The sequence below is a fragment of the Bacillus sp. 5B6 genome (genome assembly GCF_000259405.1).
In the GTDB taxonomy this organism is placed as follows: Bacteria; Bacillota; Bacilli; order Bacillales; family Bacillaceae; genus Bacillus; species Bacillus velezensis.
In genome coordinates this window covers 1,937,365-1,958,824 of record NZ_AJST01000001.1, presented here as the reverse complement: position 1 = coordinate 1,958,824, position 21,460 = coordinate 1,937,365, and the positions used below count along the sequence as shown (strand labels likewise).

Here is a 21,460-nt window from a genome sequence, read left to right as displayed (position 1 = left end):
ATTTTAGGTGTTTTCCTAACTGGAGAAACTATTCTGCGAGGGTGAATTCATTTCGGAATCTCCAATACAAGAGGCGGCGGTGAATATTGGTGGCTGAAAAGCACACCAAGGAGTATAAGGAGTGCGTAAGGCATGAAATAGAAGAACCTTGCCAAGAAATACGAGTTGTCAATTAACACAATTAAGTCATAGGAAAAGCGGCATGGTTGGGAACAAAAAAGGATGCATACTGAGACACCCTGCTAAAATGCATTGAGGAACAACGGTCTGCTGCTGAGACAGAGCTTGAAATACGGTTGCTTGGGATCGCCGCACAACGCTCTTCGTTGATCATGGTTTTTAGGAGGTTAGTAGGGAAAACAACTATGAAAAAAAGGGATGAGAGAAAAATCTCTTATCCCTTAGATAATCTTAAAACCAACCTTGGTATTCACCAGTCCATGTACCATCACTGTTCTGCTTTGCATCTTTTAAATAGTATTTAACTCCAGCAAATACTGTTACATTAAGAAGTTCTCCACGTGTATTAGCATTGATGTATATAGTTTTTAACACTGCCTGAGGAGCTGCAGTTTTATGACTCCCGCCATCTGCAGTCGGGCTTGCTGCAAAAGCAGGAGCAGCAGAAACAAGTAAAGCAAGTGATAGAGCTGAACCGGTTAAAACTTTTTTAAATTTCATTTAAAACACTCCCTTTTTTTATTTGATACAACTGTATTATATAACTGTATGTAAAATTTGTCCATATAAACTTATGTTAACTTTTTGTGAATATAAGAAAGTATTTTCCCCCATGAGTTTTATTAACTCGTACCATCTTATTTTAAGCCTCCAGAGTAAGGCATCATCATATGGCCTCAAAACTGTTGTATGATACTAGGGAAATCATTTTTAGTCGAAATGAGGAGTTGCATGACATTTACGGAACGGGCGGTAGCCATTATCAAACAGATTCCTGAAGGAAAAGTGATGACGTATGGTCAAATTGCCGATCTTGCGGGAAGTCCGCGGGGAGCGAGGCAGGTTGTGAGGATTCTTCACTCCATGAGTAAAAAGCATCGTCTTCCTTGGCACAGGGTCATCAATGCAAAGGGCGAAATCGGATTGAGAGACGAAGAGATGTTTTCTGTACAGAAGCTGTCTCTTGAAGCTGAGGGGGTAGCGGTCACGTCAGACGGACGGATCGATCTCAATTTATACGTCCATGATCCGAATATGTAAAAAAACCTGCCGTATATCGGCAGGTTTTTCAGTTATATGCTGCGAGCCGGCCAGAAAGGTTTTGCCGGATATAAGGCCATTCCTCCCGAAGGATGGAGTAGTAGGCGGTATCTCTGAGGCCGCCGTCGACAGCTTGAATGTGTGCGCGGCGGATTCCTTCAAATTGGGCACCGATCCGCAAAATCGCAGTTCGTGAGCGCTGGTTGCGAACATCGGTTTTCAGCGTAACCCTGACAGCTTGCCACGCGTCAAACGCATGGGTCAGCAACAGAAGTTTACATTCCGTATTGACACCGGTCCGCTGCACGACAGAGGCATACCATGTGCTGCCAATCTCACACACTTCCGGGGCTGCGTCCGCCGGCCGCGTAAACACTTCCGCCTCCATAAACCGCGTGCTTCCGACGATTCGGTCTGTTTCAAGACTCCGTACTGCAAATGGCAATGCAAGTCCTTTTTCATAATCGGAAAGCGCGCGCTCAATATAACGCTTTGTTTCTTCGATTCCGTCAGGAACATGGGTGTAAGCGTAAGTCGTCCTATTTTCTGAAGCAGCGTCACAGAGTGCCTGAGTGTGATCAATCGCCAGCGGCTCTAACTGAACGAGTGACCCTTTAAGAATGACAGGCTTCAGCATTCTTATCACAACCTTTTTTTATGAATGGATCAAGTATAGTCGAAGGGTTTCTTATTCAAAAGGGCCAATTTCCTATTAAAATGGCGGGTCAGGCAAATGACCAGCCCGAATTTATGCATACATTCAGGAAAAATGCGGAAACTTTTATTAAAGAGGTGATGGGCATTGGCATATGTGTTATCTGTCGGAACGAGCATTCCGAAGTATCATGTCTCGCAAGAAACGGCGGCGGATTTTGCGAGAGGGATGTTTGCCGATTCATTTAAGGATATTGACCGGCTGTTAAAAGCCTTTCAAAACGGCGAAATTGAATCAAGGCAGTTTGTCCGGCCGATTGAATGGTATAAAACGGCACGGGGTTTTTCGGAAAAAAACCGGCTGTATAGGGAAGAAACCGTCAAGCATAGTGCGGATGCGGCACTTGATTGTTTAACAAACCCGGATTGTTTAACAAATCCCTTTCCATATGAAAAAGTGGATGCGATCTTTTTTATTTCCAGCACCGGTCTTTCGACACCCAGCATTGAAGCGAAAGTGATGAATCAGCTTCCGTTTTCTGCGAAAACAAAACGGATACCGATCTGGGGTTTAGGATGCGCGGGCGGAGCGGCCGGCCTGTCCAGGGCGTACGAATACTGCCGCGCGTATCCTGAAGCATACGTGCTTGTCATCGCGGCTGAACTCTGCAGCTTAACGTTTCAGCCGAACGACAAGTCAAAAAGCAACTTAATCGGAACTTCCCTGTTTGCGGACGGAATTGCCGCAGTACTAATCGGAGGAGAAAAGGCGAACCGAAACGACGTCAAACAGCCGCTTCTTCCGCGGATATTCGCCACTCAATCGGTGATGATGCCGGATGCGGAAGATGTGATGGGCTGGGAATTCACCGACAGCGGTTTTCAAGTCATTTTTGCAAGAGATATTCCCACCCTGGTTTCACAGTGGCTGAAGGACAATGTTGATGAATTTTTATTTGAATATGGCGTCAGTCCTCACGACATTAAAACCTTTCTTGCCCATCCAGGCGGGAAAAAGGTCATCGACGCCTATTTAACGAGTCTTTCAATGGACACCGGTCAGCTTGCGGCATCTCGGAAGGTGCTGCAAAAACACGGGAACATGTCTTCCGCAACTATTTTTCATGTGATAAAAGAACAGTTGCTCCACGGGCGGCAGAAAGAAAACGAAAAAGGGCTGATCGGCGCTCTCGGGCCGGGATTTTCGTCTGAGCTTTTGCTGTTCAGCTGGGAAAAGGGGGCTTCTTAATGTTTTGGCTGTTTATCATGCTGCTTGCGGCCCAGCGGATTGCGGAGATGATCGTGGCCCGGCGTAATGAGCAAAAGGTGAAAAAGCAAGGCGCAGTCGAATACGGAGAAGGACATTATCCCTTTCTCGTCCTGATGCACGTGCTCTTTTTTGTCTCTCTTACAGCTGAGGTGGCGGCGTTTCAAAAAACGCTTTCTCCAAGGTGGGCCGCCATTATATGTATTATTTTATTTGTACAGGGGATCAGGTATTGGGCGCTATTATCATTAGGGCGGTATTGGAATACGAAAATCCTTGTCGTGCCGGATGCGGAGCTTGTCAGAAAGGGGCCGTACAGGTGGATGAAGCACCCGAACTACGCGGTCGTCATCTTAGAATTTATTTTTCTGCCGCTGTTATACGGAGCCTATTGGACACTGTTTCTCTTTTCGATTCTCAATGCCTGCATGCTCACCGTGAGGATTCGCGCCGAAGAGAAAGCGCTAGAAGAAAACACCGCAAAATAGAGATTGAAAATCATTCTCACTCATGATAAGATGTAAATATGAAAATGATTCTCATTCAAGGTGGTGCCGAAAATGACAATGTTATTTTTATTTGCAGCCGTTTGTACATACAGTGTTTTAATTGGTTTCGTATTGAAAAAAGTTTCGAATAAATCGATGTCTTCTTAAACATCTGCGGTTTTTCCTGCCGCGGGTGTTTTTTCTTTATCAGCTGCCGATATCGGCGGCTTTTTTGCGTTTCCTGAAGAAAAGTGAGCCATTCTTGTGTAAAATGGGGGAGAGGTTTTTTTCAGAGCTTTCTAAAAATGAAAACGTCATTTGATGCGACAGACACAAAGGGGTAAAGACACATGACAGAAGAAGAACGCCATAACAGGGAGATTTTCAGCAGAACGGGTGCCTTATACGCACAATTTTTGGATCATCAGGATAAAAAACGGGCCGATCAGCTCGCGGCCATTATGAAAAAAGCGGCTGATGAAGAGGTTTATATCGCGTTTACCGGGCATTATTCGGCCGGAAAGTCCTCTTTATTAAACACATTGCTCGGTGAAGACATACTGCCGACAAGCCCGATTCCTACAAGCGCCAACCTCGTTGTCATCCGGCACGGTGAAGATAAAGTCGTGCTTCATACGACGGACGGGGCTTATGCAGAGATCAAAGGAAGTTACGATAAAGAACAAGTGCAGCAACTCTGTAAGGATGGTGAGCAAATTGAGACGGTGGAAGTCTATGCCGGCTTTAAGGAGTCAGAGCCTTATGCGGCCTACATCGACACACCGGGAATTGATTCGACGGACGAAGCGCATTTTTTATCTGCGGCTTCGGTTCTCCATCAGGCTGACGCTTTATTTTACGTCGTTCATTATAATCACGTTCATTCAGAAGAAAATATGCTGTTTCTCAGCTCCATCAAAGACCGTATTCCAAATTTATTTCTGATCGTCAACCAAATTGACAGACATGATGAAACTGAAACGAAGTTTGAAGAGTACCGCAGGCAGGTGGAAGACATGCTTGAAAGCGCGGGAATACCGAAAGAATCGCTTTTCTTTACGTCTGTCACTGAGCCTGACCATCCTTTAAACGGCATGGAACAGCTGAAAAAACATCTGCAAAAGCTGAAACAGCAGGCAAAAACAAATTTATGGTCCTTAACGGAGAGAAAAGTTGCACACTTAGTCAAAGAGCATACAGAGATGCTCGTAAAAGATGATAAAAACGGCAGCGGAGAGCAGTTTGACAAACAAGAAGCACTTGTCCGTTCTGTTGAAAATGAGCTTAAAAAAGCCGTTCAACAGGCTGATACAGCAGAGAAAGACATCAGAAAAGACGTGCAGAACATATTGCAAAACGCTAATCTGACACCCTTTGAGATGAGGGAGCTTGCATCTGCTTATATTGAATCACAGCAGCCCTCATTTAAAACCGGATTATTCTTTTCAAAAGCGAAAACGGCTCAGGAGAAAGAAAGAAGGCATGCTGAATTTTTTGCCGATATTAAAAAAAGAACGGAAGGGGAAGCGGATTGGCATATTATCGACACATTTACGAAAGCGGCCAAGCGGTATGAAGCGGATTCGGACGAACTGATCAAGAAAATCCAGGCGTACCGCACACCGCTTTCTGATGATATCATCGCTCAGGCCCTTAAGCAGGGAGCGGCCTTTTCATCTGAATACGTATTAACTTATACGAAAGACCTCGCTGAAATGATCAGAAGGGAAGCCAAAAGACAGACAACGGAACTCATTGAGGAGCTGACCGCTTATGTTCAGACAAAAAACGGACCGCTCATTGAGAACTTGAAAAACCGGCTCGAAAAAGAAAAGAAAATAAGGGATGAGCTCGCGCAATCGGCAAAAGAAGAACGCAATGCCTCGGAAAAAGCAGCCCGAGTCCGCGCTTTGTGGGAAGAAGAATTGACCTGTGATACGGGAAGCGGCGACTGGTATACGCGAAAAAAACGCCTTGCAAAAGCGCCCGTCCAAAAGAAACCAAAAGAGGCTGTACAGCATAAAGTAAGCAAGCCCGAAAAAAATGCGATGAAGGAACTTCCTATAAAAGAGCAGACTGATCGGTTCTATGAGCTTGCCGGGATTCTTGAATCCTCGAGCATATTAGGAAAACAGGCAGAAGCCTTTCGAAGCAGGATTGAGCGGCTTGAAAACCGCCAGTTTACCTTGGCGTTATTCGGCGGATTCAGTTCCGGTAAATCATCATTTGCAAATGCGCTTGTCGGTGAATACGTGCTTCCGTCATCACCGACGCCCACAACGGCTACGATCAACAAAATAACGAAACCGCAAGACGGCAAACCGCATAAATCTGCGGAGATCGTTTTTAAAACGGAGGAGGAGCTGGACGCTGAAATGCTTCAGCTGACTGAGCTGAAAGATGCTGATTTAAAAGGGCGTTCACTGAAAGAGAGATGGAATTATGCCATTAAAAAGGGAAAAGTTCCGGATGAACTTATCCCGGTGATTCAGACGATGCTGCAGGCGTTTGATACGTACGAAGAACAGATCCGTCAAAGGCTGACACTGACGGTGCCGGTTGAAGATTTAAAACCGTATGCAGCCGAAGAAAAAACGGCCTGCTGCGTAAAAGAAGTCACCGTGTATTATGATTCGCCTCTCACGCAAAAAGGCATCACCATTGTTGATACGCCGGGAGCAAGCAGTATAAACAAGCGCCATACGGAACTTGCCTTTCAATATATAAAAGATGCTGACGCGTTCTTTTATATGACGTACTATCAGCATTCTTTTTCAAAAGGAGACAGGTCTTTTCTGAAGAAACTCGGCCTAGTCAAAGAATCATTCGGCATGGATAAAATGTTTTTTGTCATTAACGCCGCCGATCTGGCCAAAACCGAAAGCGAGCTGGAAACCGTCAAAGACTATGTCCGCTCAGAACTCTCAAAAGAGGGAATTAACCGGCCGAAATTATATCATGTCTCAAGTAAAGAAGAGCTTGCGGGTAAAAAAGCAGCTTTTTATAACAGGTTCTCTGATGTAAGAACCGGACTTGAGCACTTTATTGAGGAAGATGTAATGAGGGCCAGCTGCGCCCAGCTGAAAACAGAGGCGGACAAATTGTGCGATATGGTGGAACAGCTTCACGAATCTCTTCACCAGTCGGCAGAAGAAAAAGAGAAAAAGAAACAGCGTCTGGAGTCTTCCTATGAAAAAGCTCTCGCTGACATTTCAAAGCGCCGTACGTCTGAGGTCATCATTCGAAAAGTGATGAAAGATACGGAAGAACAGCTCTATCACATTAAACATCGCCTGACGTTTTATGCGAATGATATGCTGAAAACCGCCTTCCATCCGGGCCTTCAAAACGGCGATTGGAAACAAAATATAGCAGCGGCGCTGAATGAGGCGCTCAAGGAATTCCGTTTTGAATATATTCAAGAGCTGAAAACGCTCGATATCCGGATGACCGGTTTTATTGAGCGCCATATGACTGAGGAATGGATGGAAAACTGTCAGAAGAAGCTTATGGAAGACGGAGATTTCTCCATTTATGTGAGCGCCGAAAACGAATTTGCGGTTCAGCTGAAAGAAGTCGCTCCGGTCATTGACGTCTCGGCATTCACACATCACATAAAAGAAGTTAAATCGCCGAAGCAGTTTTTTGAACAGAACGGAAAAGCAGCGTTTGTAGAAGGGCTCAGGCTCAGCCTGCAAAAAGTGACAGAAAAGTGGCTTGAGCAGGAGAAAGAAAGCCTTTCAGAGCGATATACTGAGCAGGTGCGCCGTCTGCAAGAAGACATGGCGGATAAAAGCCTGTCCCAGATCCGCGAGCAGCGGGACACTTATTTACAAGGCCTTGCGGAAAATACGAGTGCAAGGGAAATTGAACACCTTTACGAAGCCGAAAAAGCATGGAAAAAGAAAGATGAAATGCTGAAAATTTAAAAATCCGGTTGGCGGGCAGATAACAGTCGTGGTAGACTAAAATGAAAAAAGCGAGATGAAACCTTTTATGTCAGAAGTCCATAAAGCAATTTCAGCACATTCCGCAAAACAGCATCAGCACGTCAAAACATTTGTACAGCTTGACTATCAGCGTGAACAGGCCATTGAAGAAGCCATTGTAAAATGCAGACAGAATGAACCGTTCACGACAGATGCCATCAATGGCATTACCGCAAAAATGAACCAGCTGGCGAAAAAGGGCATCGTGCCGCAAAGACGATTCGTAAGTGAAGAGATGGTGAAAGAATTCGTCAGCAGACAGTAATGGATGAACCTGCCGCGTGTGTCATCAGCGCTTGCTGTACATACTATCCTTATCTTCTCTAAAGGGGGATATGACCATGGGCAGAACAAAACTGGGAAACAGAAATGCTCAGCAGAATAACAATGCCAAAAAGAAAAACGGCTTCGGACAGAAATTTGATTCTTATGCCGGCCGTGAAGCTGAAAAGCTGATGGCAAGCAATAAAAGACACGGTGAGTAAACGTGACGGCAGCATCTTCCAAATGGGGGGATGCTGTTTTTTTACCGCCTTCTTTGGTAAAATAGGAACATTGAATAAAAAGGAGTTTCGATATATGAATAATAAATTACTGCTCGTTGACGGCATGGCGCTTTTGTTCCGCTCGTTTTTCGCGACGGCCGTTCATCGCAATTTTATGATAAATGAAAACGGAATCCCGACAAACGGCGTCAACGGTTTTTTAAAGCATCTCATTACGGCGGTTGATACGTTTCAGCCCACACATGTCGTCTGCTGCTGGGATATGGGAAGCAAAACGTACCGCAATGATTTGTTTCAAGATTATAAGGCCAACAGAAGCGAACCGCCGCTTGAGCTGATTCCGCAATTTGATTTAGCGAAAGAAGCAGCGCGAGAGCTCGGTTTTTTAAACATCGGCATAAAAGGCTATGAGGCGGATGACTGTATCGGTACGCTTTCTGCCCTATTTTCCGGAGAAGCGGAAATTACGATTGTAACGGGTGATAAAGATCTGCTTCAATTGCTGAATCATCAAGTTCAAGTAGCGCTGCTGCAAAAGGGTATCGGCAATTATAAGGTATATACAGATGAGATATTCAGAGAAGAAACGGGAGTTCCGCCAAAAGCGCTGATTGACATTAAGGCGCTGATGGGAGACACGAGCGATAACTATCCCGGCGTTAAAGGGATCGGGGAAAAAACGGCGTACAAGTTGATCCGTGAATATCAAAACATAGACCGCTTATTAGAAAGCCTCGCTCTCTTGCCGAAGGGCCAGCAAACGAAAATTCAGCAAAGCTTGAAAGAATTGGAGCTGTCAAGGCAGCTTGCTGAAATACATTGCGAGGTGCCGTTAGTCTGTACGCTTGAAGAAGCGCTTTTTTCATTGAAGATGGAAGAGGCGGCATTCATGCTCAGACGTCATCAGATAAAAGGAATTGAAAGGATGCTCGAAAAGCTGAACGCCAGAGAGATCAGCTGATCCCTCTAGCGTTTTGTATTGCTTTTTTTTGCGTTGTTTTCAAGGGCTGATTTCGGGTCTTTGTGCGCATTTCCTTCCATATTTCCCTGAGGATTCACGCTCCCGGTCAGCCGGCCTTTATTTTCTTTTCTCATAGCTGTTCACCTCATTTGTAGGATGAACAGTGAGACGCAATTTCATTCCGGTTATTTATTCAGCCGAATCGCTTTTTTTGCGAGCTGATCGGCTGTTTGGTTTTGTCTGCCGGGAATCCACTTAATGAAAAACAATGGAAATCCGGCCTTTAAGCGGATGATTTCGTCAACAAACGGCTGGAAAGCCTTGTTTTTAACCGCTTCAAGATCTGCGGCCCGCTCCACGATATCCGAATCCGTCCGGAATGACACGGACTCAAATCCGCGGGCGGCACACAGCTTCATTCCTTCAATTAAAGCGAGAAATTCAGCTTCCTGATTTGAATGGTCGCCGATCGGAATTGAGAAAGATTCTGTTTTCCCGTCATGTTTAATAAAAATACCGATACCGGACGGGCCCGGGTTTCCGGCGCTTGCACCGTCTACATAAATTTCAGCGGGCATCATCCGTCACTCTCCATTCGGTGTCATTCGTTTTGCCGCATACGCATAAGGGACAGAAATGAGTGATACCGCAAATTTAATCAGGTAAGTTGAAATGAAGATGCTGAACCATACTCCCGCGGAATAAACGCCGATAAAGGCCACGGCAGTGAAGATAAATGTATCCAGCAGTTGGCTGAGCGCCGTGCTTCCGCTGTTTCTGAGCCAAAGAAGCCTGTCTGAAGGAAAGATTCTCCGAATGGCTGAATATACATAAACATCTATCGTTTGGCTGAAAATAAAAGCCAAGAGGCTTCCGAGCGCAACACGCGGCAGAAAACCGAAAATCGTCTCAAGGGCCGGCTGTGCGATATCTGACGCAGCCGGTTTATATAAAAGAGCCCCCTGCATGGCGCATGTCAAAGCGAGCAGAGTGGAAAACCCGAGCCAGACGGCTTTGCGCGCTTCCCTGGGACCGTATTTTTCATTCAGCACATCCGTTGCGAAGAAAACGGTGCCGTACATGATATTTCCCAGTGTCGCCGTAAGCCCGAACAGCTCGACTGTTTTGACAACCTGCAAGTTGGCGCACACCGTGGCGAAACCGATCCATACGAATAGGCCCGTTTTGCCAAATCCTTTATAAAACAGAAGAACAATGATAAAATGAATGACCGCAAATAATATCCATAACACATCGTTAAACAAAACCTGCTGACTTCCTTTCAATTTGAGAATGGTTTGATTATAGCACACGCCCGTCAACTAATGAATGGTAAGGTGATTTCAATGAATCTTAAGCCGTATATCGAAATAGAAGCAAAAGGAACAGGCCCTGTCGCGTTTTTTTCCGAAGATTGGCTGACCGTTCCGAAAGCGCGCATGCTTGCAAGAGAAGTCAGCCGCTTTCCTTATATAAAAGACATTTATTTTGAGGATGAAAAAGGCGCGAGCTGGACGCTTAAAGAATTAGAAAAGCTTACTGAAGAGCTTGCGCACGAACCTGACGACATTACAGTGTATTTCGACGGCGGCTTTGACAAAACAAGCGGACGCGCCGGACTCGGAATTGTCGTGTATTATTCTCTCGGCGGCAAGCGGCACCGCATACGGAAAAACAAAAGCTTAACGCTTCAGACGAACAATGAGGCGGAATATGCCGCTTTGTACGAAGCCCTTAAGGAAGTGCAGGAACTTGGCGCAAGCAGAAATTCAATCACGATAAGAGGGGATTCCCTCGTCGTTTTGCATCAGCTTGACGGCAGCTGGCCGTGTTATGATGAAACGCAAAACGAATGGCTGGATAAAATTGAAGCGCTGGTCGAATCCTTAAAGCTGACACCGACATATGAAGCCGTAAACCGAAAGGAAAATCAAGAAGCGGATGACCTTGCCAGAAAAATTCTCTCGGACCGGCAGATTGAAAGCCGCATAACATTAGAAGGTAACGGAGATGACTGATATTGGATAAAAAAAGCATTTATAAAGAATTGACTGAGCTTCAGGATGAATATTGCAAAGACTGTTTCGTAAAAAAGCATTTTCGCAAAGAGTTTGGAAAAACGCACGCTCATTCTTTCTGCATCAACCAATGCACGGTGGGGGAGAAGCTGAAAGCCTACGGCAAGGTGCTGACAAATCAATAAAAAATAAAACCGCAGTTTCTGCGGTTTTATTTTTCGAATTCATCGAGCTGATGCTGGCAATCGTCGAGAAGCATTCGCTGCTTTTGCAGAAAATCCTGGTCGAGAGCTTGCAGTTCACTGGATTGTGACATCGTTCTGGCATCCTGAATCGCCTGGTAAGCAGATTCCACCAAAGTTGAATTTTGGCCCCGGGTAGCCGCTCCCGTTGTTTTCTGGGCCGTTTCTACCGCTAATTCAAGCTGGCGTTTATCCGTCAGTCCGTTTGGAAAAAATTCAGAGTCCATTAAAAAACACCTCCGCAAATAGTTTGGAGATTTTTTTTAGAAATATGTACGGAAAATAGAAAAAATATATAAAATGAGCCGATATAACTATTGAACCTGATTAATTAGGGCTTAATTACTATTATTCAGGGTATCTTGGGAGAGAAGGGAAAAACCAGCCGTGAATGATAATGATTTAAAAACAATCCTTCAGCAGACATTTAAAGAAATATACGGTGATTTGGGAAGTTTAGCGGAAATGGCGAAAAAAGGAATGCCGTCAATGGAGAAACAAATTGAAGAAATCGAGCAGCGCTGCAAGCAGAATCTTGTCGCAATTGAGATTCAGACGGCAATCAAATAGGAGAGGCATACGCCTCTCCTCTATTTGTGTCATCTGATCAACATGTATTGAGTTTAGAGTTTTACAACATTAGAAGCTTGAGGTCCACGATTACCTTCGACAATTTCAAAAGAAACTTCTTGTCCTTCTTCTAATGATTTGTATCCGTCTCCTTCGATAGCAGTGAAGTGAACAAATACGTCGTCTCCGCCTTCAACTTCGATGAAGCCGAATCCTTTTTCGTTATTGAACCATTTTACTTTACCGTTTTGCATATTGCTTAATTCCTCCTAGTACTGTAGCACCTTCGTGCTAAAAAAAATTTTGTCATCATTCAACCGTACGTATGTTTACGTTGTTAAATGATGGTTCAACTATACACCATATGGGAGCGGGCGTCAAGCGGCCGCTCTCTATTTTTTATCTTTATTTTTCCAGTGACAAAGCTTATCCGGAAAAAAACAAAAAGCACACGAATCGTCCGTGTGCTTTTCTCTTACGATAATGCCATATCCGCCTTTTCGGCCATTAGTTCAGATTCTTTTATAATGTCCTGCAAAATGACTTCAGAGGAGTTAGGGAGGTGAAGGCTTTTAATATTGTCCTTCATCCGGTTCAGCTTCTCCTCATCCGCAAGAAGGGAGGTGACAGACTCTAAAATTTCTTCGTGGCGGTTGACCACGACAGCCGCACCGCGATCTTCAAAGAAAATGGCGTTTTCCTTTTCCTGTCCGGGAACCGGTTTGTACAAAATAACGGGTACTCCGATCGCCGTCGCTTCCGTCAGTGTGATGCCGCCCGGTTTCGTGATCATGCAGTCCGTAATACGGAACAGCTCGTCAATTCTTTCTACATAGCCCAGCACTTTCAGCCGGTCGGTATTGTCACCTTCCAAGCTGCTGAGGGATTCTTTCAGCGAGCTGTTTTTGCCGCATACCACCACAACCTGCACCTGATCGTCATGAACGAGATTTTCGCACAGTTCTTTTACGTTTTTCAGCACACCATGCGCTCCCGCCATAATAAGAAGAACTTTTTTGTCGGGAGAGAGATTGTATTTTTTATAAATCGGCTCTTTCGGCATCGATTCCTCGAATTGAGGCCTGATGGGAATGCCCGTGATCTTTACGTTGTTCGGGTGAGTGCCGATTTCAATCAGTTTTTCCTTCACGTAATCTGTGGCGACATAATATTTATCAACATTTTCATGAACCCAGATTTTGTGAAGGCAGAAATCGGTCATAACGTTGAACGTCGGGATCACTTTTCCGGTTCTCCGTCTGTATTCCGGTACGACAATCATCGGAAATGTATTGATAATAATGTCCGGCTTATGCTCTTCGACGAGCTGGCCTAAACGTTTATTTCCCATTTTAAAATAAATATTGAATTTGCGTTTATTATAGATTTTGTCAACTCCGTAATAAAACAAACGATAAAACTGTTTCCCGATTGAGAAGCTTTTTAAATAAAGGTATTGAGTAACCTCTGAAACAATCGGATTTGACTCTTGATACAAATTGGAAACCGTCACATCTAAGCCGAGACGCAGACACTGTTCGTAGAGCGTTTTGGCCACTTGAACATGCCCGTTTCCGTAATTTGCAGTCAAAATTAATACTTTTTTATTGGTATTCAAGTAAATTCACCTCAATGTAATCAACAACAAGCAAGCTTCATGCATCGTAAGGAGTTATTGTCTATAGATAAACATAACACAAGTGCATCATTTTATAATAAGCGCGGCAACATATTTAAACTAAATTTAATTGATATGTTCCATTATTTTAAAGTTTTGTTATACGCATACTGAATCAAGAGTATTTTATCATATTTTTGTCACCGTATCACTCAAAACAAAAATTAATCCCATTCATACGGGGTTTCCTGATATACGTAATAATTCAGCCAATTCATAAACAATAACGTTGCATGAGCTTTCCAGCGGTTAACAGGTTCTTTCCCGCCGGGTGCAAAATAGTGCTTAGGAGCTTCTACGTTTGAAAGATTTCTCTCTATGTCTCTCTCATACTCCTGAAGTAGCGTATCGGTATCATATTCCGGATGACCCGTTAAGAAAATCTGTTTTTCGTCTTTTGAAACGATTAAACAGACCCCCGCTTCCTCTGAAACGCTGAGCACATCCAGATCCGAAGCCGATTGCAGCTGCTCCGTATTAATATCTGTATGCCGTGAGTGGGGCACATAGTATAGCTCGTCAAATCCTCTTACCAATCTCTCATGTTTTTTAAGAACGGTATGCTCAAACACACCGAAGATTTTTTTCGGCAGCTCCACTTTCTCAATGCCGTAATGATAGTATAAACCGGCTTGAGCGCCCCAGCAGATATGGAGGGTTGAAGTGACGTTCGTCTTGCTCCATTCCATGATTTCCTTCAATTCTTCCCAGTAAGAAACATCTTCAAACGGCAGGTGCTCAATCGGAGCCCCGGTAATAATCATTCCGTCGAACCGTTTGTGGCGGATGCTGGAAAAATCCGTATAAAATTCATCCAGATGCTGCCTTGCCGTATTTTTTGGAGTATGTGTGCTCGGAATTAAGAACGTAAAGTGAACTTGTAAAGGTGAATTCCCAAGCATCCTGAGGAGCTGGGTTTCCGTTTGGATTTTTTTCGGCATCAGATTTAAAATCACGATCTTCTGCGGCCGGATATCCTGATGAAAAGCCCGGCTTTCATCCATTACAAAGATGTGTTCACTTTCAAGCACCTGCTTAGCGGGCAGGTGATTTGGTATATTAATAGGCAACATGCCACCTCCGTTATTCCCCGTTAATTTTCTTCATTATAGAAATTTTTAAGCCATTTTTCAATCCATCCCGGCGTAATAAACCGCATTTAACGCATAATGACAGGGATAAAAGCGGCAAATGGGCATAAATTCGGAGCGGCTCTTTATTATGACGGGTAAACAGCCGTTTGGTTCCTCGAAAAAAACGTTTTCCGTTAAGTGGAAGGAAAAAGCGGTTACCGTTTGTTTTGCAGTGTAAAACAGGTAAAATAAATGAAGAATGTAAAAAGGAGGGCCGCAGATGACAATTTACGATATAAACGTACGGGCCATAACAGGCGAAGACATGACGCTATCGGCTTACAGAGGTAAGGTGATGATCATTGTGAATACAGCAAGCAAATGCGGGTTCACATCCCAGCTCAAGCAGCTTCAGGAGCTCTATGATACATATCGGGAGGAAGGTCTTGAAATATTGGGATTTCCCTGCAACCAATTCATGAACCAAGAACCTGGAAACGAAGCGGAAATTCAAGAGTTCTGTGTGAAAAACTACGGAGTCACATTCCCGATGTTTGCAAAAGTCGATGTCAATGGAGCAGACGCTCATCCTCTCTTCACATATCTGACGGAACAGGCGAAGGGGATGCTCGGTACAAAAGCGGTCAAATGGAATTTCACTAAGTTTATCGTGGACCGAAACGGTGAAGTCACCGGGCGTTTTTCACCGAACGTCAACCCAAAAGAGCTTGAAGATACGGTGCAGAGGCTTTTGGCCCGATAAGAGGTGATACGGTGAACGAAAAAGAGCAGCTGGAAAGCGTCAGGAATTGGGTCAGAGAAAAGCTTATCAATGAACGAACGGGCCATGACTGGCTTCATATTTCCCGGGTCGCAACACTTTCTGTTTATATGGCAAAAGAAGAAGGCGCCGACTTATTTATCACTGAGACGGCCGCGCTGGTTCATGATCTGATTGACGCCAAGCTCGAAAAAAGCGAAAGGCTGACGGCAGGCGAAGTGACAGAACGGCTGGCTGCTTTCAACATCGCGGCTGGCTCCATTCAGGAGATCACGGATATTATCACGAGAATGTCATTCAGACACAGGGAACTGCTGAAAAAGCGGCCGCTTTCATTGGAGGGGAAAGTTGTTCAGGATGCAGACATGCTTGATGCGATCGGCGCAGCGGGCATCGGCAGGGCTTTTATGTTTGCCGGGGCGAAGGGTCATCCGATGTACGGAACTCAAACAAGTGTGCTGGCCCATATAGAGGATAAATTAATCAAGCTTAAAGGCTTAATGAATACAAAAGCGGGGGCCGGTTTAGCAGAGGAGCGGCATCAATTTCTTTTGCAGTTCGCCGCCCGTATCCAAAAAGAGGCCGGGATTTGCAAAAGCTAAGCGGCGCAATAGAACGCTTGTGCCGACTATGTTAGAATAAGTGTCAGATTGCGCATAGGAGGACCAATATGAAGATTAAATCAATAGAACCGACGCCGAGTCCGAACACGATGAAAGTGATTTTGACTGAAGAGCTTTCGGCAGGGAAAAGCAACAATTACAAGCCCGATCAGGCAGATAATGCTCCGGCTGTCGTACGTGATATTTTAAACATTGAAGGAGTAAAGGGCGTTTATCACGTTGCCGATTTCCTGGCTGTGGAGAGAAACGCCCGTTTTGACTGGAAGGAAATTCTGCCTCAGGTCCGTTCCGCCTTCGGAATGGAACATACGGAGCAGTCTGAGAGCCGTTCTGAACAGGAATCGTTCGGTGAAGTGAAGGTTTTCGTACAAATGTTCAGCGGAATCCCGATGCAGGTCAAATTGACGGACGGCGAACGTGAAGAGCGCTTCGGCCTTCCGGAACGTTTCCAAGAAGCCATCTTAAAGCTGCGTTCCGAAGCTTCAAATGTTGTATTTGAGCGGGCTTGGAAAGAACAAGGCGTGCGCTTCGGGGATTTTACCGAAATCGGACACGATGTCACAGAAGAGCTTCAGGCCGCCTACAGTGATGAGCGGCTCAAACGTCTGACAGAAGCAGCCGCACAGCAAAAGGGTGAGGCCAAACCGGCAGTGCAGCGGAAAGCTTATAAAGTGACATTGGAGATGCTTGATGATGAAGACTGGAAACAGCGCTATGCCCATCTTGAGCAAATGGATCCGGATGAAGACGATTTACCAGTATTGGAAAAGGCGCTGCATGATCCGAAGACTTCGATCAGAAGACAAGCCGTCGTTTATTTGGGAATGATCGAAAAACCGTCTGTGCTTCCGCTGTTATACAAAGCGCTTGAAGACAAAACGGTGACGGTCAGAAGGACGGCGGGTGACTGTCTGTCGGATCTCGGCGATGCGAGCGCCATCCCGGCCATGATGAAATCGCTCAGTGACTCAAGTAAGCTTGTGCGCTGGCGCGCGGCCATGTTTTTATATGAAGTCGGCGATGAAAGCGCGCTGGAAGCATTAAAAGCGGCGGAAGACGATCCGGAATTCGAAGTCAGCCTGCAAGTCAAAATGGCGATTGAACGGATTGAGCACGGAGAAGAGGCGAAAGGTTCAGTCTGGAAACAGATGACTGAAAGCAGAAAAAAAGAACAGTTATAACAAAAAGGTGCGCCATGCACCTTTTTTATTTGAATTCACTTTTTATAAAAATTATTTAGAATATTGTTGAAAAATGATTCAAAACTCTATATAGTAAGTACAATATTAATTGTTGGAGGGTTTTTATCGAAATACAGAAAGAATAGAAAAGCGAGACAGGGCAAAGACACTGTAAAATTTGCAGAACACGCCCTAGAATAAACTGAAAATTTTAAAAATAATGCACAGTCTAAAAACAGTAGGGGGATCACCATGGCAGAATTACGCAGCAACATGATCACACAGGGAATTGACAGAGCGCCGCACCGCAGCCTTCTTCGCGCTGCCGGCGTAAAAGAAGAAGACTTCGGCAAACCGTTTATCGCGGTCTGTAATTCATACATCGATATCGTTCCCGGGCATGTTCACCTGCAGGAATTTGGAAAAATCGTAAAAGAAGCAATCAGGGAAGCGGGCGGTGTGCCTTTTGAATTTAACACGATCGGAGTAGATGACGGAATCGCGATGGGGCATATCGGCATGAGATATTCGCTGCCGAGCCGCGAAATCATTGCCGATTCAGTTGAAACGGTCGTCTCGGCGCACTGGTTTGACGGAATGGTCTGCATTCCGAACTGCGACAAAATTACGCCGGGAATGCTGATGGCGGCTATGCGGATTAATATTCCGACCATTTTTGTCAGCGGGGGGCCGATGGCAGCCGGCCGCACAAGCGACGGCCGCAAAATTTCGCTTTCTTCAGTATTTGAAGGCGTCGGCGCATATCAAGCCGGGAAAATCGGTGAAAGCGACCTGCAGGAGCTGGAACAGTTCGGCTGCCCGACGTGCGGATCTTGTTCGGGCATGTTTACGGCAAACTCCATGAACTGTCTGTCTGAAGCGCTCGGCCTGGCGCTTCCGGGCAACGGAACAATTCTAGCAACTTCACCGGAGAGAAGAGAGTTTGTGAGAAAATCAGCGGCCCAATTAATGGAGACCATCAAAAAAGACATTAAGCCGCGCGATATCGTCACCGAAAAAGCGATTGACAACGCATTTGCGTTAGACATGGCTCTCGGCGGCTCAACCAACACAGTGCTTCATACGCTTGCGCTTGCCAATGAAGCTGGGGTTGAGTACTCTTTAGAACGCATTAACGAAGTGGCTGAACGAGTGCCTCACATATCGAAATTGGCGCCGGCCTCGGACGTCTTCATTGAGGATCTGCACGAAGCGGGCGGAGTCTCGGCGGCCCTTAATGAATTGGCGAAAAAAGAAGGAGCGCTTCATCTTGACGCGCTGACTGTAACAGGCCGCACACTCGGAGAAACAATTGAGGGTCATGAAGTAAAGGATTATGACGTGATTCATCCGATTGACAATCCGTTTACCGAAAAAGGCGGTTTGGCCGTCCTATTTGGGAATCTGGCTCCGGACGGCGCCATTATCAAAACAGGCGGCGTACAGGACGGGATTACAAGACATGAAGGGCCCGCTGTCGTCTTTGATTCCCAGGAAGCCGCGCTTGAAGGCATTATAAACCGCAAAGTAAAAGAAGGAGATGTTGTCATTATCCGTTATGAAGGGCCAAAGGGCGGCCCGGGCATGCCGGAAATGCTTGCTCCGACGTCTCAGATTGTCGGAATGGGGCTTGGCCCGAAAGTGGCGCTTATTACAGACGGGCGTTTTTCAGGAGCGTCCCGGGGTCTTTCAATCGGGCACGTATCGCCTGAAGCGGCTGAAGGCGGCCCGCTCGCATTCGTAGAAAACGGCGACCATGTCATCGTTGACATAGAAAAACGGATTTTGGACGTACAAGTGCCTGAAGAAGAATGGGAAAAACGCAAGGCCGAATGGAAAGGCTTCGAGCCGAAAGTAAAAACAGGATATCTAGCCCGGTATTCCAAACTCGTAACAAGCGCCAATACAGGCGGAATCATGAAAATATAAAACAGAGGCCTGAACAATTGAATTCCGGCCCCCTCTATAGTATCCTTGACTTCATATAAGGATTTTAGAGGGGGCTTTTTTATGTCAATGGCTTATGAAGAATATATGCGCCAGCTGGTCGTGCCGATGCGCCGTGAGCTGACGGGTGCGGGTTTTCAGGAATTAACGACTGCTGAAGAAGTAGAAAGCTTTATGGAACAGGCAGAGGGCACGACATTGGTCGTTGTCAACTCCGTGTGCGGCTGTGCTGCCGGTCTTGCCCGTCCGGCTGCGACTCAGGCTGTTTTACAGCATGAAAAAGCGCCTGATCATACGGTTACCGTATTTGCCGGTCAAGATAAAGACGCAACTGCAAAAATGCGTGAATATTTTACGGGGCAGGAACCTTCCTCGCCTTCAATGGCGCTGTTAAAAGGGAAAGAGGTCGTTCATTTTATTCCCCGCCACGAAATCGAAGGGCATGACATGGAGGAAATTATGAAAAATCTGACGGATGCCTTCGATGCGCACTGCTGAAATGCCCGAATTCCGGGCATTTTCTTTTTGGAGAAAAAAATGATCACAACGAGTTACAGACCAAGCGAATATACGATACACACAGCGCAGTCACTCAGTGTCAAGCTGGGTGACACTTACTGCAGCCGCAATAAACAGCCCATTGAAAAAATGCTGGAACGAGCGGCTGGCGATCTTTTAGTCATCGGAAAGGAACGGTTCGAACTTTACACGAAGCAAGGGGAGAAGTTCTTTTTTCACCCGAATACAGCGATGTTCCGCGCAAAGCGGTTTTTGAGAGGTGAAGCCGAGCCGTTGTTAAAAGCAGCCGGATTACGCGAAGGGGATTCCTTTTTAGATTGTACGCTCGGCCTGGCATCCGATGCGATTTTGGCAAGCCTGGCAGTCGGAAAAAGCGGACAAGTCATCGGCCTGGAGAAAAACAAGCTTGTCTCATTGCTTGTAGAAACAGGACTTCAAACGTGGGAAACCGGAATGGAGCAGCTCCAAACCGCCATGAAACGCATTCAGGTCAAACATGCCGACTGCGCCGATTATTTGCGGGAGCTTCCTGATTCATCGGTAGATGTCATTTATTTTGACCCGATGTTTCACGAACCTGTTGAAACGTCAGACGGCATTGCACCGCTCCGCGCGCTGGCAGAAGAGGGTTTTAACGAAGAGTGCATCACGCAAGCCGTCCGGGCGGCGAAAAAATGCGTAGTGCTTAAAGACCATTGGAAAAGCCCGCGGTTTGAACGATACGGCTTCAAGGTGCTGAAAAGAAAGACGGCGCTTTTCCACTTTGGTGTCATCCATGTGAGCTCATGATATCATGGGCTTCTTTTTCGTTAATCAGTGATTTCCATAACGACAAAATAAAGCAGCGTGAGAAGTGATACAGTCGCAAATAAAGCGTTAATCATCTCATCCCCTCCTTTTTCTCCTTCTTATTGTAAGCGGTTTATCCGCTCGGTCACAGTTACCAATTTCCCATATTGCATGATAATACGCTGCCGGACATGACGCCGCGCTTTCATCTATGCTAAAATAAAGGAAAAGAGGACAATAAAACAGAGGGGAACAATCTGTCATGAAATTGTGGATGAAAAAGACCCTTGTGGTTCTGTTTACCATTGTAACGTTCGGACTCGTGTCTCCTCCGGCTGCTTTGATGACAGACAAGCCTTCAGGACAGTCGAGCAGTCTTGAGCAGAATGATTACACCGCTTTTTATGATGAACACGCCCTGCCGGGAGAAGATAAGGCAGGGCGGGAGCCTGAATTACTGTTTCAATCGTATCAGCAGCAGCTTCTCGGTGATGCTGAAAATCAATCATTTTTAAAATTCGGCAGCAAAATCTCTCCGGTCATTGAAGATGATTACAGAAGTGAAATTCTGCCGAAAATCGAAGATGTGATCACAGGACATTTGGCCAAGTTTCAAGATGATGAAGCGTATCAGGATGTGGTTATTTCCAGCAAACCGTCGGCCGGAAAAACTGAAAAAATTTTTCATGTGTATAACAGGCTGACGGGTGAAGATCTTTTAAGGTTCCACGTCCGCCGGGATCATCCTCCGCAAGACGGCTACTGGTTTAATTTTCATTACCATACCGCTGAAGACGGATTTCAATCACATCATGAGCTCGGCAGCATTTACTGGGACCGCAATACGCCGCCTGACTGGATGAGCGTGTAATAGAGAGAAGAAATAAAAAAATCATTTCTGAGAAATTTTGCAGAAATGATTTTTTATTGTGTTACACTACTAAAAGACTACT

General features: G+C 45.6%; 27 protein-coding genes and 1 pseudogene. 18 read left to right on the top strand and 10 right to left on the bottom strand.

The features are described from left to right. Positions 1 to 411: 411 nt before the first annotated feature. On the bottom strand, positions 412 to 681 hold the full coding sequence (locus tag MY7_RS09085) for a hypothetical protein (protein ID WP_007409508.1): 270 nt from the start codon (positions 679 to 681) through the stop codon (positions 412 to 414). Positions 682 to 912: 231 nt separating this feature from the next. Here MY7_RS09085 and MY7_RS09080 point away from each other — a divergent pair, with 231 nt between their 5' ends. Further along, positions 913 to 1,221, top strand: a complete 309-nt coding sequence (locus MY7_RS09080) for an MGMT family protein (RefSeq protein ID WP_007612133.1) — start codon at positions 913 to 915, stop codon at positions 1,219 to 1,221. A 28-nt stretch (positions 1,222 to 1,249) separates the two neighbouring features. Here the strand turns inward: MY7_RS09080 and MY7_RS09075 are convergent, their stop codons facing one another. Beyond that, on the bottom strand, positions 1,250 to 1,858 hold the full coding sequence (locus tag MY7_RS09075; protein ID WP_007612132.1) for a GNAT family N-acetyltransferase: 609 nt from the start codon (positions 1,856 to 1,858) through the stop codon (positions 1,250 to 1,252). A 165-nt stretch (positions 1,859 to 2,023) separates the two neighbouring features. On the opposite strand from MY7_RS09075, the gene MY7_RS09070 reads away from it, so the two are divergent. From MY7_RS09070 to MY7_RS09050, 7 genes are all read left to right on the top strand, one after another. Then, positions 2,024 to 3,124 carry a type III polyketide synthase gene (locus MY7_RS09070; RefSeq protein ID WP_029326134.1) on the top strand — a complete coding sequence of 367 codons (1,101 nt, stop codon included), beginning with the start codon at positions 2,024 to 2,026 and terminating at the stop codon, positions 3,122 to 3,124. Further along, the gene (locus tag MY7_RS09065) at positions 3,124 to 3,630 is read left to right on the top strand and encodes an isoprenylcysteine carboxyl methyltransferase family protein (RefSeq protein ID WP_003153565.1); all 507 of its coding nucleotides are present in this window, start codon (positions 3,124 to 3,126) and stop codon (positions 3,628 to 3,630) included. Before MY7_RS09070 ends, MY7_RS09065 begins: the two co-directional genes overlap by 1 nt. 72 nt (positions 3,631 to 3,702) lie before the next feature. Then, entirely contained in the window at positions 3,703 to 3,798 is a 96-nt protein-coding gene (gene fbpC, locus MY7_RS19575) for a Fur-regulated basic protein FbpC (RefSeq protein ID WP_025284905.1), read from the top strand. A 182-nt stretch (positions 3,799 to 3,980) separates the two neighbouring features. Continuing rightward, a complete protein-coding gene (locus MY7_RS09060; protein WP_007612127.1) occupies positions 3,981 to 7,559 on the top strand; it encodes a dynamin family protein in 3,579 nt (1,192 codons plus the stop codon). Between the two features lie 67 nt (positions 7,560 to 7,626). Continuing rightward, positions 7,627 to 7,884, top strand: coding sequence for a YpbS family protein (locus MY7_RS09055; RefSeq protein ID WP_003153568.1), 258 nt, complete (start codon positions 7,627 to 7,629; stop codon positions 7,882 to 7,884). Between the two features lie 76 nt (positions 7,885 to 7,960). Then, entirely contained in the window at positions 7,961 to 8,104 is a 144-nt protein-coding gene (locus tag MY7_RS19570; protein WP_003153570.1) for a hypothetical protein, read from the top strand. Between the two features lie 94 nt (positions 8,105 to 8,198). Further along, entirely contained in the window at positions 8,199 to 9,086 is an 888-nt protein-coding gene (locus tag MY7_RS09050) for a 5'-3' exonuclease (protein ID WP_029326135.1), read from the top strand. A gap of 5 nt (positions 9,087 to 9,091) precedes the next feature. Here MY7_RS09050 and sspL read toward each other — a convergent pair whose 3' ends face one another. From sspL to MY7_RS09035, 3 genes are read right to left on the bottom strand one after another with little or no spacing between them, the layout of a single operon-like run. Beyond that, positions 9,092 to 9,220, bottom strand: a complete 129-nt coding sequence (sspL, locus tag MY7_RS09045) for a small, acid-soluble spore protein L (RefSeq protein WP_007612122.1) — start codon at positions 9,218 to 9,220, stop codon at positions 9,092 to 9,094. Positions 9,221 to 9,271: 51 nt separating this feature from the next. Continuing rightward, on the bottom strand, positions 9,272 to 9,664 hold the full coding sequence (locus MY7_RS09040) for a reverse transcriptase-like protein (RefSeq protein ID WP_025649782.1): 393 nt from the start codon (positions 9,662 to 9,664) through the stop codon (positions 9,272 to 9,274). 6 nt (positions 9,665 to 9,670) lie between these two features. After that, positions 9,671 to 10,351 (bottom strand): queuosine precursor transporter, encoded by a 681-nt coding sequence (locus MY7_RS09035; RefSeq protein WP_012117815.1) that lies wholly within the window; start codon positions 10,349 to 10,351, stop codon positions 9,671 to 9,673. 81 nt (positions 10,352 to 10,432) lie between these two features. Between MY7_RS09035 and MY7_RS09030 the strand changes: the two genes are divergently transcribed. Both MY7_RS09030 and MY7_RS09025 read left to right on the top strand, forming a co-directional pair. Further along, complete coding sequence (locus tag MY7_RS09030; RefSeq protein ID WP_029326136.1) at positions 10,433 to 11,104, top strand: ribonuclease H family protein; 672 nt, start codon at positions 10,433 to 10,435, stop codon at positions 11,102 to 11,104. A gap of 2 nt (positions 11,105 to 11,106) precedes the next feature. Then, positions 11,107 to 11,289, top strand: a complete 183-nt coding sequence (locus MY7_RS09025) for a zinc-finger domain-containing protein (protein WP_003153581.1) — start codon at positions 11,107 to 11,109, stop codon at positions 11,287 to 11,289. Positions 11,290 to 11,315: 26 nt separating this feature from the next. On the opposite strand, the gene MY7_RS09020 is transcribed toward MY7_RS09025, so the two are convergent. Continuing rightward, positions 11,316 to 11,573: a DUF2564 family protein gene (locus MY7_RS09020; protein WP_007409519.1), complete on the bottom strand. Its 258-nt coding sequence runs from the start codon at positions 11,571 to 11,573 to the stop codon at positions 11,316 to 11,318. Between the two features lie 160 nt (positions 11,574 to 11,733). On the opposite strand from MY7_RS09020, the gene MY7_RS09015 reads away from it, so the two are divergent. Further along, positions 11,734 to 11,916 (top strand): hypothetical protein, encoded by a 183-nt coding sequence (locus tag MY7_RS09015; protein WP_003153585.1) that lies wholly within the window; start codon positions 11,734 to 11,736, stop codon positions 11,914 to 11,916. Between the two features lie 53 nt (positions 11,917 to 11,969). Here the strand turns inward: MY7_RS09015 and cspD are convergent, their stop codons facing one another. From cspD to metA, 4 genes and pseudogenes are all read right to left on the bottom strand, one after another. Then, a complete protein-coding gene (cspD, locus tag MY7_RS09010; protein ID WP_003230776.1) occupies positions 11,970 to 12,170 on the bottom strand; it encodes a cold-shock protein CspD in 201 nt (66 codons plus the stop codon). 15 nt (positions 12,171 to 12,185) lie between these two features. Next, positions 12,186 to 12,297 (bottom strand): annotated as a pseudogene (locus tag MY7_RS19565) (hypothetical protein); the annotation flags it as partial. 94 nt (positions 12,298 to 12,391) lie between these two features. Further along, a complete protein-coding gene (locus tag MY7_RS09005) occupies positions 12,392 to 13,534 on the bottom strand; it encodes a diglucosyl diacylglycerol synthase (RefSeq protein ID WP_007612114.1) in 1,143 nt (380 codons plus the stop codon). A gap of 224 nt (positions 13,535 to 13,758) precedes the next feature. Next, the gene (metA, locus tag MY7_RS09000; protein ID WP_003153608.1) at positions 13,759 to 14,664 is read right to left on the bottom strand and encodes a homoserine O-acetyltransferase MetA; all 906 of its coding nucleotides are present in this window, start codon (positions 14,662 to 14,664) and stop codon (positions 13,759 to 13,761) included. A 283-nt stretch (positions 14,665 to 14,947) separates the two neighbouring features. On the opposite strand from metA, the gene MY7_RS08995 reads away from it, so the two are divergent. From MY7_RS08995 to MY7_RS08965, 7 genes are all read left to right on the top strand, one after another. After that, positions 14,948 to 15,430 (top strand): glutathione peroxidase, encoded by a 483-nt coding sequence (locus tag MY7_RS08995; protein ID WP_007612102.1) that lies wholly within the window; start codon positions 14,948 to 14,950, stop codon positions 15,428 to 15,430. 11 nt (positions 15,431 to 15,441) lie between these two features. Beyond that, complete coding sequence (locus MY7_RS08990) at positions 15,442 to 16,050, top strand: HD domain-containing protein (RefSeq protein ID WP_007612101.1); 609 nt, start codon at positions 15,442 to 15,444, stop codon at positions 16,048 to 16,050. Between the two features lie 68 nt (positions 16,051 to 16,118). Then, positions 16,119 to 17,252 carry a conserved virulence factor C family protein gene (locus MY7_RS08985; protein WP_007612100.1) on the top strand — a complete coding sequence of 378 codons (1,134 nt, stop codon included), beginning with the start codon at positions 16,119 to 16,121 and terminating at the stop codon, positions 17,250 to 17,252. Between the two features lie 252 nt (positions 17,253 to 17,504). After that, a complete protein-coding gene (ilvD, locus tag MY7_RS08980) occupies positions 17,505 to 19,181 on the top strand; it encodes a dihydroxy-acid dehydratase (protein WP_007612099.1) in 1,677 nt (558 codons plus the stop codon). Positions 19,182 to 19,262: 81 nt separating this feature from the next. Continuing rightward, complete coding sequence (locus tag MY7_RS08975; RefSeq protein WP_003153619.1) at positions 19,263 to 19,697, top strand: BrxA/BrxB family bacilliredoxin; 435 nt, start codon at positions 19,263 to 19,265, stop codon at positions 19,695 to 19,697. A gap of 39 nt (positions 19,698 to 19,736) precedes the next feature. Then, positions 19,737 to 20,507, top strand: a complete 771-nt coding sequence (locus MY7_RS08970; RefSeq protein ID WP_007612096.1) for a class I SAM-dependent methyltransferase — start codon at positions 19,737 to 19,739, stop codon at positions 20,505 to 20,507. Between the two features lie 262 nt (positions 20,508 to 20,769). Then, positions 20,770 to 21,378 carry a YpjP family protein gene (locus MY7_RS08965; RefSeq protein WP_007612095.1) on the top strand — a complete coding sequence of 203 codons (609 nt, stop codon included), beginning with the start codon at positions 20,770 to 20,772 and terminating at the stop codon, positions 21,376 to 21,378. Positions 21,379 to 21,460: the final 82 nt, after the last annotated feature.

Coding starts and splice junctions, on each gene's coding strand:
- MY7_RS09050 (WP_029326135.1), top strand. CDS start 8,199: ATGAATAATAAATTACTGCTCGTTGACGGCATGGCGCTTTTGTTCCGC.
- MY7_RS08995 (WP_007612102.1), top strand. CDS start 14,948: ATGACAATTTACGATATAAACGTACGGGCCATAACAGGCGAAGACATG.
- MY7_RS09030 (WP_029326136.1), top strand. CDS start 10,433: ATGAATCTTAAGCCGTATATCGAAATAGAAGCAAAAGGAACAGGCCCT.
- MY7_RS08985 (WP_007612100.1), top strand. CDS start 16,119: ATGAAGATTAAATCAATAGAACCGACGCCGAGTCCGAACACGATGAAA.
- sspL (WP_007612122.1), bottom strand. CDS start 9,220: ATGAGAAAAGAAAATAAAGGCCGGCTGACCGGGAGCGTGAATCCTCAG.
- MY7_RS08970 (WP_007612096.1), top strand. CDS start 19,737: ATGATCACAACGAGTTACAGACCAAGCGAATATACGATACACACAGCG.
- MY7_RS09055 (WP_003153568.1), top strand. CDS start 7,627: ATGTCAGAAGTCCATAAAGCAATTTCAGCACATTCCGCAAAACAGCAT.
- ilvD (WP_007612099.1), top strand. CDS start 17,505: ATGGCAGAATTACGCAGCAACATGATCACACAGGGAATTGACAGAGCG.
- MY7_RS08975 (WP_003153619.1), top strand. CDS start 19,263: ATGTCAATGGCTTATGAAGAATATATGCGCCAGCTGGTCGTGCCGATG.
- MY7_RS08965 (WP_007612095.1), top strand. CDS start 20,770: ATGAAATTGTGGATGAAAAAGACCCTTGTGGTTCTGTTTACCATTGTA.
- MY7_RS09020 (WP_007409519.1), bottom strand. CDS start 11,573: ATGGACTCTGAATTTTTTCCAAACGGACTGACGGATAAACGCCAGCTT.
- MY7_RS09040 (WP_025649782.1), bottom strand. CDS start 9,664: ATGCCCGCTGAAATTTATGTAGACGGTGCAAGCGCCGGAAACCCGGGC.
- MY7_RS09080 (WP_007612133.1), top strand. CDS start 913: ATGACATTTACGGAACGGGCGGTAGCCATTATCAAACAGATTCCTGAA.
- MY7_RS09085 (WP_007409508.1), bottom strand. CDS start 681: ATGAAATTTAAAAAAGTTTTAACCGGTTCAGCTCTATCACTTGCTTTA.
- MY7_RS09075 (WP_007612132.1), bottom strand. CDS start 1,858: ATGCTGAAGCCTGTCATTCTTAAAGGGTCACTCGTTCAGTTAGAGCCG.
- cspD (WP_003230776.1), bottom strand. CDS start 12,170: ATGCAAAACGGTAAAGTAAAATGGTTCAATAACGAAAAAGGATTCGGC.
- MY7_RS19570 (WP_003153570.1), top strand. CDS start 7,961: ATGGGCAGAACAAAACTGGGAAACAGAAATGCTCAGCAGAATAACAAT.
- MY7_RS09065 (WP_003153565.1), top strand. CDS start 3,124: ATGTTTTGGCTGTTTATCATGCTGCTTGCGGCCCAGCGGATTGCGGAG.
- fbpC (WP_025284905.1), top strand. CDS start 3,703: ATGACAATGTTATTTTTATTTGCAGCCGTTTGTACATACAGTGTTTTA.
- MY7_RS09060 (WP_007612127.1), top strand. CDS start 3,981: ATGACAGAAGAAGAACGCCATAACAGGGAGATTTTCAGCAGAACGGGT.